The 16,941-nt window shown below is 65.0% G+C and carries 12 protein-coding genes; 8 read left to right on the top strand and 4 right to left on the bottom strand.

What is annotated here, in order from left to right; all coding sequences use genetic code 11:
* Positions 1-185: 185 nt before the first annotated feature.
* From PO883_RS11075 to PO883_RS11060, 4 genes are all read right to left on the bottom strand, one after another.
* The gene (locus tag PO883_RS11075; RefSeq protein ID WP_289309809.1) at positions 186-1,214 is read right to left on the bottom strand and encodes a LacI family DNA-binding transcriptional regulator; all 1,029 of its coding nucleotides are present in this window, start codon (positions 1,212-1,214) and stop codon (positions 186-188) included.
* A gap of 289 nt (positions 1,215-1,503) precedes the next feature.
* Positions 1,504-2,337 (bottom strand): HDOD domain-containing protein, encoded by an 834-nt coding sequence (locus PO883_RS11070; RefSeq protein ID WP_289309808.1) that lies wholly within the window; start codon positions 2,335-2,337, stop codon positions 1,504-1,506.
* A 120-nt stretch (positions 2,338-2,457) separates the two neighbouring features.
* The gene (locus tag PO883_RS11065) at positions 2,458-2,739 is read right to left on the bottom strand and encodes a hypothetical protein (protein ID WP_167093335.1); all 282 of its coding nucleotides are present in this window, start codon (positions 2,737-2,739) and stop codon (positions 2,458-2,460) included.
* The gene (locus PO883_RS11060) at positions 2,736-3,203 is read right to left on the bottom strand and encodes a MarR family winged helix-turn-helix transcriptional regulator (RefSeq protein WP_289309807.1); all 468 of its coding nucleotides are present in this window, start codon (positions 3,201-3,203) and stop codon (positions 2,736-2,738) included. Before PO883_RS11060 ends, PO883_RS11065 begins: the two co-directional genes overlap by 4 nt.
* A 273-nt stretch (positions 3,204-3,476) precedes the next feature.
* Here PO883_RS11060 and PO883_RS11055 point away from each other — a divergent pair, with 273 nt between their 5' ends.
* The 8 genes from PO883_RS11055 (at position 3,477) to PO883_RS11020 (ending at position 16,899) form a co-directional block, all read left to right on the top strand.
* On the top strand, positions 3,477-4,457 hold the full coding sequence (locus PO883_RS11055; protein ID WP_289309806.1) for a GlxA family transcriptional regulator: 981 nt from the start codon (positions 3,477-3,479) through the stop codon (positions 4,455-4,457).
* Positions 4,458-4,819: 362 nt separating this feature from the next.
* Positions 4,820-6,073: an acetylornithine/succinylornithine family transaminase gene (astC, locus tag PO883_RS11050; RefSeq protein ID WP_289309805.1), complete on the top strand. Its 1,254-nt coding sequence runs from the start codon at positions 4,820-4,822 to the stop codon at positions 6,071-6,073.
* A 72-nt stretch (positions 6,074-6,145) separates the two neighbouring features.
* On the top strand, positions 6,146-7,177 hold the full coding sequence (locus tag PO883_RS11045) for an arginine N-succinyltransferase (RefSeq protein ID WP_289309804.1): 1,032 nt from the start codon (positions 6,146-6,148) through the stop codon (positions 7,175-7,177).
* Between the two features lie 11 nt (positions 7,178-7,188).
* Positions 7,189-8,223, top strand: a complete 1,035-nt coding sequence (gene astA, locus PO883_RS11040; protein WP_289309803.1) for an arginine N-succinyltransferase — start codon at positions 7,189-7,191, stop codon at positions 8,221-8,223.
* Complete coding sequence (astD, locus tag PO883_RS11035) at positions 8,216-9,697, top strand: succinylglutamate-semialdehyde dehydrogenase (RefSeq protein WP_373890051.1); 1,482 nt, start codon at positions 8,216-8,218, stop codon at positions 9,695-9,697. Before astA ends, astD begins: the two co-directional genes overlap by 8 nt.
* Before the next feature lie 8 nt (positions 9,698-9,705).
* Entirely contained in the window at positions 9,706-11,049 is a 1,344-nt protein-coding gene (gene astB, locus PO883_RS11030; RefSeq protein ID WP_289309801.1) for an N-succinylarginine dihydrolase, read from the top strand.
* A 126-nt stretch (positions 11,050-11,175) separates the two neighbouring features.
* Complete coding sequence (locus tag PO883_RS11025) at positions 11,176-15,876, top strand: NAD-glutamate dehydrogenase domain-containing protein (protein ID WP_289309800.1); 4,701 nt, start codon at positions 11,176-11,178, stop codon at positions 15,874-15,876.
* Complete coding sequence (locus tag PO883_RS11020) at positions 15,877-16,899, top strand: succinylglutamate desuccinylase (protein WP_289309799.1); 1,023 nt, start codon at positions 15,877-15,879, stop codon at positions 16,897-16,899.
* Positions 16,900-16,941 lie beyond the last annotated feature (42 nt).

Below are 16,941 nucleotides of genomic sequence, written 5' to 3'. Positions count from 1 at the left end.
CCGATTACCCGATCACCCGATAACCCGTCGTACCCGCGCCAAGGCGGCACTCGGCGGGTACCCAAGTTTTCGTTGGTCCGCATGGAACTTGGATACCCGCCTGCGCGGGTACGACGGGGTTAATGGGTACGACGGCGTTAATGGGTACGGCGGCGTTAATGGGCACGACGGGTGCGCCAACAGAGCTACGCGCTCTCGCGCGCCATCAGCGTAAACCCCAGGTCGATCCGCGTCAGCGGCGGCGTCTCGCCTTTGATCAGCGCGCGCAGCAGGCTGGCCGCCTCGAACCCGATCTGGTAGCGTGGCGTACCGATCGTGGTCACCGAGGGCGTCATCCATGCCGACGCCGGCAAATCGTTAAACCCGCACACCGCCAGCTGCCCCGGCACCGCGATCCCGCGCCGCTGGCACTGGTAAATCGCGCCATGCGCCAGGTCGTCATTGCAGCAGAAAACCGCGTCGCAGTCCGGCGCCTGGTCCAGCATCCGCCCCAGCAGCTCGGCCCCCAGCGCGATGGTTGACGGTTCGCCCACCATCAGCTCCAGGCGCGCATCAAGCAGGCCCGCGTCGCTCATCGCCTTGCGGTAGCCGTCGGCGCGGCGCAGGGTGCGTTCGTCGAGCTGGGCGCCGATGAAGCCGATGCGGGTGTAGCCCTTCCCGATCAGATGGCGCGCCATCGCATATCCCGCGTCGAACTGCGAAAACCCGACCGACACCTGCCCTGGCGCGCTTCCCAGGTCCATCATCGACACCACCGGCACGCCACAGGTGGCCAGCATCTGCGTCACCCGCGCACTGTGGCTCAGGCTGGAGAGCAAAATCCCGTCCGGGTTCGATTGCAGATAAATACCCAGCAGCTTTTCTTCCTCGGCATCGGAATAGCGGGTGTTGCCGATCAATAGCTGGTAGTTGCTGGCCCCCACCGCATCCTGGATGCCCTCCAGCACGGCGGTGAACACGGCATTCGACAGCGACGGCACCAGCACCACGATCACATTCGACTGCGCCGAGGCCAGCGCGCGCGCGGCGCGGTTCGGCACGTAGCCGAGTTCGGCAACAGCGAGTTCGACCCGCTCGCGCACGGGCGCCGATACCAGCGCCGGCTGGTTCAGTGCGCGCGAGGCAGTCATGGCCGATACCCCGGCATGCGCGGCCACCGCAGCGAGCGTGGTTTTACCGCTGGCCCGACTCTTGTTGCTGCTCGTTTTGCTCATGAAGTCACTGGTCGCGATAACATTATGAAAAGTTTTGTCGGATTTCATCCCCAATGGGCATGCTTTCTGTCAAAACAAGAGAAGTTTCCATGGGGAATTTTCTACTTGTGTGTGTTCACGCACAGAAGTGGGGCATACGGCGGACTATAGTGGAACTGTCTCTTTCAGGACATCCCTAGTTTTGGACTTCGCCCGCTCTGATACAGCGGGCATTTTTTTGCCTGGACGAAAAGCGTTAGGATCGCTACACGGGGAAAAACGGGGCGCGGCAGGACGCCGCGCCGCCAGCTTATATCAGGGCCGAGGTCAGGCTGCTCACTTCGGCGGCCGATTCTTCCAGGATGCTGTTGAGCGTGCCATCGCCGATGACGAAGTCGATGGTGGCGGCCGCCTGGCGCGAGGTCGCAGCGGCGCGCTCGTACAGGGGCGAGGGGACGGGCGCCAGGTCGTTGGCCAGCAACAGGGTGTCGCCCAGGGTTTCGGGCGGCAGCGCGCGCATGCCCACCCACAGGGCCTCGATGGCCGCCATGACCGGTGCCGGCACGCCCAGGCGTTGCAGGACGCAGCGGCCGATGATCTGTTCGCCATGTTCGATCCAGTCGTCCGGTTCGCCTTCGAACAGGCCAGGGAACTCATCTGCGCGCGAGAGCATGTAAAAGCCGCCCACCTCGTGTACGATGCCGGCGAACATCGCCGTCTCCGGGTCGAGATTGGCCACCCGCCGCGCGATCACCTGCGACAGCGCCGCCACGTGGGCAGAGTGCTGCCACAACTGGTTGGCCTTGGCGCGCAGGGAAGGTTCGGTGATTTTGCTGTCGAGCTGGCGCACGATGACCGCCGCGCCCAGCGCGTTGAGGGTGCGAAATCCCACCCGCTGCACGGCCGTGCGCACATTCGTCACTTCATTGCCGGAACGGTTGTAGGCGACCGAATTGGCGATCGCCACGGTGCGCGCCGCCAGCAGCGGCTCGGCCTGTACCAGGCGGGCCGCCGTATCGGCATGACAGTCGGGATCGTTCAGCGCGCGCTGCAGCTTGAGCGTGGCGTCGACGTTGGTCGGAAAACTCAGTTCCCCCCGGCTTGCTTGAGCAGCGATGCTCTTGTACGCTTCGAGTCTGTCCATGAAAAAATTATACTCCGATAACCCAGCCGTGTTTGTCGTAAAAACGTGCTTTAAAGCATTAATCTACGCGCCACCCGGACACCCCGCTCACGGGGCTGGCCGGTGGACACGGCCTGGCGATCAGGGCTCGCTGAAGATCGCGTCGCAGCCATCCTGGGTCGCTTCGGTATCCTGCAACTCATCGATCAGGCCCAGGTCGAACAATTCCTCGACTGCATTCATGAAACTGTTCAGCTTGGTTGCACCGATCAGGCGATAGATGTCGCCGGCTTCGTTGCGCACGCCGATCAGCATTTTTTCCTGGCGCACTTCGTCCGGCGTGGCCACGTTGAGCAGGAGGTTGCCGATGATGTGCTTGTCAAAATGGGCGGGCTTTTTGCCTTCGAGCAGAGTCGTTTTCAATCTTCTTCCTTGTGTTGTTGTGATGTGGGGCAAACGGCATGCTGGGCGATCACTTGCTTCAGTTGGTGCAAGCTGGCATCGATGGCATCGAAATCGGTGTCCGAGAGCGACGAAAACAATTGCCTGCCGTGCTCGACCACCTTGGGAAAGACATCCTGGAACACCGCCTCGCCGCAGGCCGTCAGGCGCACGTAAAACGAGCGCTTGTCGTCGCAGTTGCGTTCGCGCGCAACCAGGCCTTTCTGTTCCAGGCGGTCGATCACGCCGGTCAGCGTGCCCTTGGTGATCAAGGTTTTCTCGCCCAGTTCCTTGTACGTCATGCCCTGTGTATTGCCGAGCGTGGCGATGATATCGAACTGGGCATGCGTCAAGCCGCACTGGCGCACCGATTCGCCCGAAAAGCGCTCGAAGCTCTGCAGGCACTCGGCCAGCAAGCGCACACTCCTTAAATAACGTTCCCCCATAGGCCGTGATTATAGCTGGCTGCGCCCGGTTTGACGGCGGCACGCGGGCTTATGCGGGCTGTGCGGCCCCGGTATCCCTCGCACTGATGCTGATTTGATACAGCGCGCAGGCGGGGGGGTGGCTTGGCGTGGCCCGGCCTGGCGCGGCGCGGCCGGCTCCGGGCAGGTTCGTTGATCTCCGGTATGATAGTCGGCCAATGGAAATCCGCGGCGCCTTGCTGGCGCTGGTCCTTTTGTCATGACGCACTTTGCAGACGCACCCATGCCCGTCCAATGCCACTAGCCAAACTCGCCCGCCTGGCGCAAGAAACACCGCTGCGCGTGCTCCTCATCAACGCCGGCGAACCTGACGCGCTGACCTGGGCCGGCCTGTTCCAGCCGCTGCGCCTGGCTGCCAAGATCCTCGGTCCCGAGCGCTTGCACGTGGACGTGCGCAGTCCCGACAAGTTTGCCGCCGACGCCCAGCGCCACTGGCATCTGGTGCTGCTGGTGGCGGACGAAGCGCAAGCCTCGCTGAAACCGGCCAACAGCCGCGTTTTGATCGAGCGCTGCCGCGCCGCGCCGTTCTGGGGCGGGGTTGGGGCGGGGGTGCTGTGGCTGGCCGACGCGGGCGTGCTGAACGGCGTGCGCACGGCGCTGCCGTGGGCGCTGTACGCCGAGGTCGACACGGTGGCCGACCGTGCCGTGTTCACCCCGAACCTGTTCGAGATCGACGACAACCGGCTCACCTGCTGTGGCGGCGCGGCCAGCATCGACTTTGCGCTGAACCTGGTCGAGATCATTTTCGGGGCGGGGGTCCAGGCGCGCATCAAGGAAACGCTGTGCATCGACCGCGTGCGCGGCAAGGAAGAGCGGCAGCGGGTGGCGCTTCAGGCGCGTTTCGGCGCGCTGCAGCCCAAGCTGACCGAAGCGGTGACCTTAATGGAAGCGAACATCGAAGAACCGCTGTCGACGGACGACATTGCCAATCTGGTGGGGATATCGCGGCGCCAGCTGGAGCGGCTGTTCAAGCAATACCTGGGTAGCCTGCCATCGCGCTACTACCTGGAGCTGAGGCTGCAGCGCGCGCGCCAATTACTGCTCGACACCCATTACTCGATCGTCCAGGTCGGGCTGATGTGTGGCTTTTCGAGCGGCTCGCACTTCTCGACCGCCTTCGGCGCCCTGTTCGGCAACACCCCGCGCGAAGAACGCCAGCGCAAACTCGCCGCCCCACCCACCTCAACTCCACACCGGGGTCTGACCTCTGATTAGCAATAATTGGAAGTCCACACCGGGGTCTGACCTCTGATTAGCAATAATTGCGCATCGTCCACGGATCATGCCTCTGAATCGGCAACGTTGGGCGCACGTTTTCGTGCCGGCACGGTCGCCGGGTGCGCCGGACGCCACTTTTGTCAGCTTTTCGGCAATTAATTTCTAATCAGAGGTCAGACCCCGGTTGTGGGCGTGCTTCACCGGGGTCAGACCCCGGTTGGGGAAGTTTTGGCGGCGAGCAAAAATGAAAATGCTTGTCGCGTATTCAAAAGATGTTTGGGGCTGCTGTTCTTATAATGGTCCGACGTGCCCAGCGGTTTCCCCCTGGTACGCCCTACTAACATTGGATGAGGAATGCCATGAACGCAAAGCTTGAAACGGGTGCAACCACGCGGCCGGTGACCAGACAAACCTTCGACGACGTCCTCGTCCCAACCTACGCGCCCGCCGCGATGGTGCCCGTGCGCGCCGCCGGCCTCGATCTGTGGGACCAGAACGGCAAGCATTACCTCGATTTCACCTCCGGCATCGCCGTTTCCAGCCTCGGCCATTGCAATCCGACCCTGGTCGCCGCCCTGACCGCTCAGCTCAACAACGTCTGGCACCTCGGCAATGGCTACACCAACGAGCCGGTCCTGCGCCTGGCCCTGGCCCTGACCGAAGCGACCTTCGCCGACCGCGCGTTCTTCTGCAGCTCCGGCGCCGAAGCGAACGAAGGCGCCCTCAAGCTGGCGCGTAAGTACGCCCACACCAAATTCGGCCCGCACAAGTCGCGCATCATTTCCTGCCTGTCGTCGTTCCACGGCCGTACCCTGTTCACCGTGTCGGTCGGCGGCCAGCCGAAATACACCGAAGGCTTCGAGCCACTGCCGCAAGAGATCCACCACATTCCGTACAACGATATCGAAGCGGCCCGCGCCGCCATCGGCGACGACGTGTGCGCGGTCATCGTCGAGCCGATCCAGGGCGAAGGCGGCGTCATTCCAGGCGATCCGGCCTACCTGAAAGTGCTGCGCGAACTGTGCGACAAAACCGGCGCCCTGCTCATTTTCGACGAAGTGCAGTCCGGCGTGGGCCGCACTGGCGCCCTGTACGCCTACATGGACAAGGGCGTCACGCCCGACATCCTGACCAGCGCCAAGGCACTCGGCAACGGCTACCCGATCGGCGCCATGCTGACCACGCACGAGATCGCAGCCCACTTCGGCGTCGGCTCGCACGGCACCACCTACGGCGGCAATCCGCTGGCCGCCACCGTGGCGCTGAACGTGATCGAAACGATCAACCAGCCAGCCTTCCTGGCACGCGTCAAGGAAGCGTCGGACAATATCTTCGCCAACCTGCGCAAACTGGCCGCCGACTACCCGCAAGTGTTCGGCGAAGTGCGCGGCAGCGGCTTGCTGATTGGCTTGCCGGTCGCGGAAGCGTTCAAGGGCCGTGCGAAAGACATCACCAAGGCCTGTGAAGCGCTCGGCCTGATGCTGCTCATCGCCGGCACCGACGTGGTGCGCTTCGCGCCCGCCCTGATCGTCAGCGACGAACAGATCGCCGAGGCCGACCGCATCCTGCGCGCCGCCGTCGACGGCATGCTCAACGCGGCTCCCGCCAAGTAATCAGTTGGACACGGCCGGCGCGGCACTCGCCGCGGCCGGCCGCGGCACGCTTTGCCTATAAAGGGAAATCACATGTTTGTTGTCCGTCCGGTTGAACTGTCGGATATCGACGCCCTCGAAACGTTGGCAGCAGTGACGATGCCGGGCGTGCATACCTTGCCGAAGACGCGCGAGAAAATCGCCGCCTCGGTCGAACGTTCGATCGCTTCCTTCGCCGCCCATGTCGACATTCCGAGCGAAGAGTCGTACCTCTTCGTGCTCGAACAGCAGGCCACCCGCGCCATTGTCGGCACCGCCGCCATCTTCGCGTCGGCCGGTTCCAACGGCACCTATTTTTCGTTCCGTAACGACGTCATCCAGCAGGTCTCGCGCGACCTCAATATCAGCCACAGCGTGCATGCGCTGACGCTCTGCTCGGAATTGACCGCGTACTCCCAGCTGTCCGGCTTTTACGTCACCAACCGCAGTTCGGCGGGCCTGGAAGCGGCCCTGCTGTCGCGCGCACGCCTGCTGTTCGCGGTACTCGCGCCGCACCGTTTCGGCGACCGCTTCTTCGTCCCTCTGGCCGGCGTCACTGACAAGAACGGCCAGTCGCCGTTCTGGGAAGCGCTGGGCCGCAAATTCTTCAAGATGGATTTCCTCGAGGCCGAACGGGTCATCGGCGGCGCGCGCAACCGCACCCTGATCGTCGAACTGATGCCGCACTATCCAGTCTACGTGCCGCTGCTGCCGGGCGACGCCCAGGCGGCCATGGGCCAGATCCACGGCGACGGCGAACTCGCTTTCAACCTGCTGACCGAGGAAGGCTTCGAGGCCGACGATTACGTCGATATCTTCGACGGCGGCCCGATCCTGCAAGCCCACAAGAACGCGCTGCGCACCTTCGCCGGCTCGATGCCGCGCCGCGTGGCGCCGCTCGATGCGGGCATGTCGTCCGAGCTGCCGGTGATGTACGCGGTCGCCGCCAGCAACGAGCAGAATTTCCGCGCCATCACCGTCTCGTGCCCGTCCGCCGAAGGCAGCGACACCGTCTTCCTGCCGCAGGACGCGCAGGACGCGCTGATGGTGGCCCCGGGCGATAACGTCATTTGCGTCAGAATCTGAAAGAGAACCCTATGCTAGTTGTACGCGCAATTCACGCGTCCGATCTGGATGCCCTGATCGAACTGGCGCGCCAGGTCGGCAGCGGCATGACCACGCTCAAACCGGACCGCAAGATGCTGGGCGACCGTGTCTCGGTGGCCGTGGCTTCCTTTGCCGAGACCATCCCGCCCGAACAGCGCGACTACATGTTCGTGATGGAAGACACCACCAGCGGACGCCTGGCCGGCGTGTGCGCGATCAAGGGCGCGGTCGGCCTGGACGAGCCGTTCTATAACTACCGCATCGGCACCCTGGTCCACTCCAGCCGCGAACTCGATGTGTTCACGCGCATGGACACGCTGTACCTGTCGAACGACCTGACCGGCGCCACCGAACTGTGCTCGCTGTTCCTGCATCCGGATTACCGCAGCGGGAACAACGGCAAGTGGCTCTCGAAAAGCCGCTTCCTGTTCATCGCCCAGTTCCCGCACCTGTTCACGGCCAAGCTGATCGCCGAAATGCGCGGCTACCAGCTTGACGACGGCAGCTCGCCGTTTTACGAAGGCCTGGGACGCCACTTCTTCAAGATGGATTTCAACCACGTCGATCACCTGACGGCGATGGGCAAGAAGTCCTTCATCGCCGAACTGATGCCGCGCCAGCCGCTGTACGTGGCCTACCTGCCCGAATCGGCGCAGGAAGTGATCGGCAAGGTGCACCTGTCGACCGCCCCCGCGCGCCGCCTGCTGGAGCAGGAAGGCATGCACTTCGAAGGCTACGTCGACATTTTCGACGCCGGCCCGGTGCTGCAGGCGCGCGTGTCGGAACTGCGCGCCATGCGCGACAGCACGGTGGCCACGGTCGATGCCGGCGCCACGCCGCTTGATACCGATCCGCTGCTGGTATCGAACACCAAGCTCAATGATTTTCGCATGATCGTCGCACACGCCAATCCGGTCTCGGGCAAGCTTGCCCTGACCCCGGACGAACAGGCGCTGCTGCATTGCCAAGGCGGCGACACGGTTCGCACGCTGTCACTCAATGTAAGGAAAAATGTCCATGTCTGATTCGAGTAACGTAGTAAGTAACTTCGTCAACGGCGAGTGGCTGGCCGGCAGCGGCGCTGAACTTGTCACCATCGATCCCTCCACCGGCAAGCAGACCTGGAGCAGCCTGGAGTCGACCGCCGACGATGTGGCGCGCGCCGTGCAGTCCGCGCGCACCGCCTTCGACGCCTGGGCCTTGACCCCGCTCTACGAACGCATCGCCCTGTGCGGCCGCTTCCGCGACCTGCTCAAGGCCAACGCCGAGGACCTGGCGCAAACCATTTCCGAAGAAGTCGGTAAACCATTGTGGGAAGCCCGCACCGAAGTGGCCACCATGGCCAACAAGGTGGATATTTCGGTGCAGGCTTACGGCGCGCGCACTGGCGAAGTGGCGGCCAAGGTCGCCGACGGCGATGCCGTGCTGCGTCACCGCCCGCATGGCGTGTTCGGCGTGTTTGGCCCGTATAACTTCCCCGGCCACCTGCCCAACGGCCATATCGTCCCGGCCCTCATCGCCGGCAACACGGTGGTGTTCAAGCCGAGCGAGTACGCACCGCGCACGGCCATCAAGACCGTGCAGCTGTGGCAGCAGGCCGGCGTGCCGGCCGGCGTGATCAACCTGGTCAACGGCGGGCGCAATACCGGCGTCGCGCTGGGCCAGGATGCGGGCCTCGACGGCGTGCTGTTTACCGGCAGCTGCCAGACCGGCGTCGCGCTGCACAAGCAGTTCGGCGGCCAGCCGGGCAAGATGCTGGCGCTGGAAATGGGCGGGAATAATCCGCTGGTGGTGTGGGACGTCAAAGATGTCGACGCCGCCGTGCATCACGCCGTGATGTCGGCGTTTATCTCGGCCGGCCAGCGCTGCACCTGCGCGCGCCGCCTGGTGGTGCAGGACAGCCCGGCCGGCGAAGCTTTCGTGAAACGCCTGGTCGAAGTCGCATCCACCCTGACCGTGGGCGCGTCCAACGCCGAACCGCAACCGTTCATGGGCCCCGTGGTATCGAGCGCCGTGGCGGCGCGCCTGGTGCAGGCGCAGGCCGACATGGCAGCCAAGGGCGGCACCGTGCTGCTGCAAATGAAGCAGCTCGACCCGAACGCCGGTTTTGTCACGGCCGGCATCGTCGATGTTACCAACGCCACCGGCATCCCGGACGAAGAGTGGTTCGGACCGCTGCTGCAAATCATCCGCGTCAAGGATTTCGCCAGCGCCGTGAAGGTCGCCAACGCCACCGAATTCGGCCTGGCCGCCGCGCTGCTGTCGAACGATGAAGCGCTGTGGAAGCAGTTCTCGGTGCAGGCACGCGCCGGCATCGTCAACTGGAACCGCCCCACCACGGGCGCGGCAAGCAGCGCGCCGTTCGGCGGCGTGGGCAAGTCGGGCAACCACCGCCCGAGCGCCTACTACGCGGCCGACTATTGCGCTTATCCGGTCGCTTCGATCGAAACGAGCGAACTTGACATGCCGGCCAAGCTGTCGCCCGGTCTCACTTTCTAGGATCCACCATGCAAAGCGCACGCGAATTCAACTTCGATGGCCTGGTCGGGCCGAGCCATAACTACGCCGGCCTTTCGTTCGGCAACGTCGCCTCTTTCAGCAATGTGAAGAGCGCGTCGAACCCGCGCGAGGCGGCCTTGCAGGGCCTGGCCAAGATGCGCGAACTGGCCGCGCGCGGCTTTGCGCAGGCGGTCATGCCGCCGCAGGCGCGTCCCAACTTCCGCCTGCTGCGCCGCATCGGCTTCACCGGCACCGACGCCGACGTGCTGGCGCGTGCCTACCGCGAGGCGCCCGTGATCCTGGCGTGCGCCTATTCGGCTTCATCCATGTGGACCGCCAACGCGGCCACGGTCAGCCCGTCGGCGGACACCTTCGACGGCCGCGCGCACTTCACGGCCGCCAACCTGAATAACAAGCTGCACCGCTCGGAAGAGCATCTGCAATCGACCCGCACGCTGCGCGCGCTGTTCGCCGACGAGCGCCATTTTGCGGTGCACGAAGCGCTGCCGCCAACGTCGGCCTTCGGCGACGAAGGCGCTGCCAACCATACGCGTTTTAGCGCCTCCCACGGCGGCAAGGGCGTCGAGTTCTTCACCTATGGCCGGGTGGAGTTCGATCCGTCCGCGCCGGCCCCTAAAAAATACCCGGCACGCCAGACCCTGGAAGCGTCGCAAGCCATCGCGCGCCTGCACGGGCTGGACTCGGCACGCACCGTGTTCGCCGCGCAAAACCCGGACGTGATCGACCAGGGCGTGTTCCACAACGACGTCATCGCGGTCGGTAACGGCAATGTGCTGTTCTATCACGAGCAAGCCTTCCACGACGAAGGCGCGGTATTGAATTCGCTCAGGAATGCGCTGGCCGGCGTCGAGACCGAACTGACGGCGATCCGCGTGGCCAGCCAGGTGGTGGCGGTGGGCGACGCGGTGGCCAGCTACCTGTTCAACAGCCAGCTGCTCACCAAGCCTGACGGCACCATGGCGCTGGTGATTCCCCAGGAATGCCAGGAAAACCGCGCCGTGGCGCGCTACCTCGAAGAACTGGTCGCCAGCGGCGGCCCGGTCGACGAACTGATTCACTTCGACCTGCGCCAGAGCATGCGCAACGGCGGCGGGCCTGCCTGCCTGCGCCTGCGCGTGGCGCTCACCGGGGCGGAAAGCGCGGCCATGCACCAGGGCGTGATCATGACCGAGGCGCTGTACGACACCCTGGTCGCGTGGGTAGGTAAATACTACCGCGACCACCTCGAACCGAAAGACCTGGCCGACCCCCAGCTGGCGCTTGAATGCAGCGCCGCACTGGAGGAGTTGAGCCGCATCCTGGGACTGCCCGGCCTGTACGACCTGACGTAGAATACCGCCAGCCGGACGGTGCCCCCTATTTGGGCGGGTAAACCCGCCTACCTGCAAATCGCGAACGCGCCGCCACAAGCAGGCGCCGGACCGATGGAATACAAACCAAGCAACGGAGAAGCAACGATGAAACAGATGCCACAAGATTTGCGTAAACAGACGCTGGACCTGATCAATGCGAGCCAGCCTGCCGCCGATGGCGGCCAGGTGCCGGCCCTGATCACCGCCTGGCTCGGTTCGCTCGACGACGAAGATCTCGCGGGCACGTCGCCGGGCAATCTGGCGCCGGTCCTGCGCGACGGCTTTACGCAAGCAGCCCGGCGCACCGCCGCCGGCTGCCAGATCGCGCAGCTGCGCTACTCCGATGGCCGCGGCGGACAAGCCACGGCCCTGCTGGTCCTCAACGATGACATGCCGTACCTGGTCGATTCGATCGTCATGGCGATGCGCAAGCAGCGCGTGGCCGTCAATGGCGTGATGAATTCCGTGCTGGCCGTGCGCCGTGACGCCAGCGGCACCGCCGTCGCCGTCGGCGAAGCCGGCGCACCGCTCGAATCCGTGGTCCTGTGCCTGCTGGCCGAAGACCTGGGCGCCGACGAACTGGCCGCGCTGGTCGCCAAGCTGCACATGGTGGCGCGCGACGCCGCCGTGGTGCGCCGCGATTCCGTCGCGATGGGCGACCGCCTGACCGCGGTGGCCGCTGCTGCCGCCGCCAACGGCACCGAAGGCCAGGAAGCCGCTGCCTTCCTGGAGTGGGCCAAGAACGAAGGCTTCGAGCCGTTCGGTTACGCCTACTACGTCGTCAAGGCCGGCGAGCGTGAACTGGAACGCGATATCCCGAGCCGCATCGGCGTGCTGCAGGATACCTCGCACCCGGTCTACGGCACTTGCCTGGCCAATATTCCGGGCGACTTCGATACCCTCTCCAAGCGCCTCGATGCGCTGTCGATCGTCAAGGCCGACGTCGAAGGCACGCTGCACCGCGACCAGCCGCTCGACTTCATCGGCGTGCGCGACACCGACGCCCAGGGCAATATCCGCGGCGAGCATTGCTTCGTCGGCCTGTTCACCCGCGCCGCCACCGCCACCCCGCTGGCGCGCCTGCCGTTCGCGCGCGGCCGCGTGGCCAAGGTCCTGAGCCTGGCCGGCGTGCGCCAGGAAGGCTTCCGTGCCGAGAAATTCCTCGAAATCCTCGAATCGCTGCCGCGCACCGAAGCGCTGGAAGCCGATCCGGAATGGCTGTCGCAGGTGTGCAGCTCGGTCGTGTCGCTGTACAAGCAGCCGCGCGCCAAAGTGTTCGCGCGCCGCGACGTCTACGCGCGCCACCTCAATGTGCTGGTCTACATGCCGCGCGAGCGTTACAGCGCCAGCGTTGCCGCCAGCCTGGCCCACGCGCTGAAAGAAAGCTCGGGCGCGACCGACGTGCGTTCGCAAACCCTGGTGGCCGACGGCCCGCTGGCCCGCGTGTACCTGATCGCCCACGCCGCGCGCAATCCGCTCGACCTCGAAACCGATATCCAGCAGCCGCTCCTGTCGGTGCTCGACGGCTGGCACGACAAGTTCGCCGCCCTGACCGATAACGTGTTCGATGTACCGACCCGCAGCACCCTGCGCAAGCTCTGCTCGACCCTGCCGGTCAACTACGTCAGCGCCACCGCGCCGGCGGTCGCCTTCCGCGACCTCAATGCCATCCTGCACAACGGCCACGCCGGCCGCGTATCGGTGCGTGTGGAGTCCGACGACGCCGGCAGCGCCACCATCCGCCTGTACTCGGTGGACGGCGTGCCGTCGCTGTCGCGCATCCTGCCGGCGCTGCATAATGCCGGCGTTGCCATCGACCGCGAACAGACGTACGCGATTGCCGTGGCCGACGGCAGCCGCCATTTTGTTACCAGCCTGGCGGTCGACGCCGAAAGCGCGGCCAAGCTGGCCAAGCCGAACGTGGTGACCGTGGCGCAGGAACTGTTTGCCTCGCTGTTCAACAATGAAGCCGAAGATGGCCGCATGAACGGGCTGGTGATCGAAGGCGGCTTGCGCATGCGCGAAGTGCAGCTGATCCGCGCCTACATCAGCTACTGGCGCCAGACCGGCAGCAAATTCTCGGTGCGCTACATGGCCGACACCCTGCGCCGCCAGCCGGTGCTGGTCAAGGAACTGGTCGAAGGCTTCCGCCAGCGTTTCGATCCATCCGTGCCGGAAGAGCAGCGCCTGGCCGCGGCCGAGCGCATCGCCGCCATCAAGACCAGCCTTGCCACCGTCAACCATGCCGACACCGAGGAAATCGTCGCCGCCCTGGTCGACCTGATCCTGGCCACCGTGCGTACCAACTACTTCCAGAACGAGCAGCAAGGCGACAAGATCATCTTCAAGTTCGACACCAGCAACCTGGCCCTGGTGCCGGAACCGCGTCCGTACCGCGAGATCTACGTGTTCTCGCGCCGCTTCGAAGGCGTGCACCTGCGCGGCGGCCCGGTCGCCCGTGGCGGTCTGCGCTGGTCGGACCGCATGGAAGACTACCGCACCGAAGTGCTGGGCCTGGTCAAGGCGCAGATGGTCAAGAACGCGGTCATCGTGCCGGCCGGATCCAAAGGCGGTTTTGTCTGCAAGCAGATGCCGAAGGACGCCGTGCGCGAAACCATCGCCGCTGAAGGCGAAGCAGTCTACCGCCTGTTCATTGCCAGCCTGCTGGAAGTGACCGACAACCGCGTGCGCGGCGCCATCGTGCCGCCAGCGGACACGGTACGCTACGACCAGGACGATCCGTACCTGGTGGTCGCCGCCGACAAGGGCACCGCAACTTTTTCGGACATCGCCAACAGCATCGCGGTCAAGCGCGGCTTCTGGCTGGGCGACGCGTTTGCGTCGGGCGGCTCGAACGGTTACGACCACAAGAAAATGGGCATCACCGCCAAGGGCGCGTTCGAAGCGGTCAAGCGCCACTTCTACGAGATGGACCACGATATGAACACCACCCCGATCACCATGGTCGGCGTGGGCGACATGTCGGGCGACGTGTTCGGTAACGGCGTGCTGCTGTCGCGCCAACTGAAAGTGCTGGCCGCGTTCGACCACCGCCACATCTTCCTCGACCCGACTCCGGACGTCGTTACCTCGTTCGCCGAGCGCGAGCGCATGTTCGCGCTGCCACGCTCGTCGTGGGAAGACTACAACAAGGACCTGATTTCGGCGGGCGGCGGCGTGTTCCCGCGCAGCGCCCGTTCGATCGAACTGTCGCCGCAAGTGCGCGCCGCGCTCGACATCACCGAAACCGTGCTGCCGCCTGAAGAACTGATGCACCGCATCCTGCTCGCGCCAGTGGACCTGTTCTACAACGGCGGCATCGGTACCTACATCAAGGCATCGACCGAAACCCACGCGCAGGTCAAGGACCGTGCCAACGACAATATCCGCGTCGACGGCAACCAGCTGCGCTGCAAGGTGGTGTCCGAAGGCGGTAACCTGGGCGCGACCCAGAACGGCCGTATCGAATTCGCCCTTGCCGGTGGCCGCATCTTCACCGATGCGATCGACAACTCGGCCGGCGTGGATTGCTCGGACCATGAAGTGAACGTCAAGATCTGGCTCGACACGGAAGTCAATGCCGGTGAACTGCCGGAAGCTGACCGCAACCGCATCCTCAACGAGATGACCCTGGACATCGAAGACCTGGTCCTGCGCGACAACACCCTGCAAACCCACCTGCTGGTGCGCGAAGTGCAGGCCCAGGTGGACCCTGCGGTGGTCGACGGTTACGCGGCGCTGATCACCAGCCTGGAAGCGGAAGGTGCGCTTTCGCGCGAACTGGAACAGCTGCCGACCGACGCCGAACTGCAGCGCCGCAAGACGCTGGGCGCCGGCCTCACGGCGCCGGAACTGGCGGTGGTGATTGCCAACGTCAAGAACCGCTTCAAGCGCCTGCTGGCCGCGCTGCCGCTGACGGAACTGAGCTGGGCCGAGTCGGTGCTCAAGCCTTACTTCCCGGCGCAGCTGGTCGCTACCCGTAACGCGCTGGCGCACCCGCTGGCCAATGCGATCCTGGCGACCGTGCTGGCCAATGAATCGGTCAACCGCTGCGGTCCGCTGATGATCCGCGACCTCGCTAGCGCCCACCAGGTCGACGAGACCGAGGTGGTCAAGGCCTGGGGCCAGTCGTGGTCCGCGCTGCACCTGGCGCCGATCTTCGCCGCCCTGGATGCGGATGCCTTGAGCGTGCCGCGCGCTGTGTCGGTCAAGGTCGATGCGCGCACCCGCGTGCTGTTCAAGGCGATCGTCGAAGGCGTGCTGTCGGCACCAAGCGCCACGGGCGGCATGCAAGAATTGTCGCGCCTGTTCGCCCAGCCGGAAATGCTCAAGCAGCTGCTGCCGGCAACTGCCGATGCCGATGCTTTCGTGTCCCTGCCTGCATCGTTCACGCATGCCTGGAAAGCGGTCGACGCGATCGAAGCGGTGGCCACCTTCCTGTTCGCGGCGGTGTCGGTCAACCGTCCGGCGGGCATGAGTCTGGCGCAATTCCTGCAGGTGGGGATGGCGCTGCGCGGCCAGGCCGGCATCGATACGCTGGAACGCGGCCTCAAGCTCGCGCCGCACAGCAAGTCGCAGGAGCAGTTGCGCAACTACGCGATGCAGGCACTGCGCCGCACCCAGCAACGCCTGTTGCAGCAAGTGCTGGCCCGTTCCAGCGATGGCAGCGACACCCTGGAAGCGGTTGAAGTGGTGACCAACACCATGGGCTTGTCGGGCTACGCGCCGGCGGTCGACCTGGAACAGGCGATGCTGGACGTGTGGGCCTTGTCCGAGGCGACCAACGCGGCGCCGGTGGCGGCGTAAATGACCGCCTACGTTCCACCAACGGCAGCGGAAGGGGGCGCGCAGGCGCTTCCCGCCGCCGTGCGGGCGCTGGCCGGCGCCGATTTCGGCGTGCTGGCCAAGCGCTTCCTTGATGCCGGTTTCAGCGTGCTGCAACCGGCGCCCGGCATCGTGACGATCAAGTCCGGCAAGGCGCCCGCCTGCGCCAGCGTGATCGTGTCGGTCGGCGTGCATGGCGATGAAACCGGTCCGATCGAAGTGCTGGCGTACGTGCTCGATGCGCTGTCGCAGGGACCGGACGCGCTGGCGGTGGACTTGATGGTCTGCGTCGGCAATATCGACGCCATCGCCGCCGGCAAGCGCTTCATCGATGCGGACCTGAACCGGATGTTCCGTCCTGTTCGCGGCTCGCTCGCCAGCGCGGCGGAAGCGGCCCGCGCAGACACCATGATCGCCGCCACGGTGGCGTTCTTCGACGGTGCCGGGCCGGATCGCTGGCACCTTGACCTGCATACGGCGATCCGGCCGTCGGTGTACCCGACGTTTGCGATCGTGCCGGACCTGATCGCGGAAGAGGGCAAGTGTGCGCTGATCGCCTGGCTGGGCCAGGCCGCCATCGGCGCCATTGTCATGAATCCGCAGTCGGCCGGAACGTACAGTTATTATTCGGCCGAGTTTCACGGCGCGGCGGCAAGCACCGTGGAACTGGGCCGGGTCGGTACCCTGGGGCAGAACGATCTGAGCCTGTTCGCCGACGTCGGCACCGCGCTCGACGACCTGCTGCGCGGTGCCAAGCCGGCCGGGCCGAAAGTCGAACCGCACGTGTTCGATGTGGCGCAAGAGATCATCAAGCATAGCGACGCTTTCACGATGGCGTTCGACCGCGGCACGCAGAACTTCACCGCGCTCGGGCAGGGGCAGGTGATCGCCACCGATGGCGACATCGTGTACGCCGTCAAACATCCGGAGGAGCTGGTAGTATTCCCGAACCCGGATGTGCGCGTCGGTCTGCGCGCCGGATTGATGGTGGTGCGGACGCGTTAGCCGGCCTGGCTTGCCCCGTATCGTTTTTCGGATGATTCACAG

The organism is Massilia sp. DJPM01 (genome assembly GCF_030348125.1).
Lineage (GTDB): Bacteria > Pseudomonadota > Gammaproteobacteria > Burkholderiales > Burkholderiaceae_D > Telluria_A > Telluria_A frigida.
Note: the sequence above shows the minus strand (reverse complement) of the source record. Positions and strands in the feature narration are given on the sequence as shown.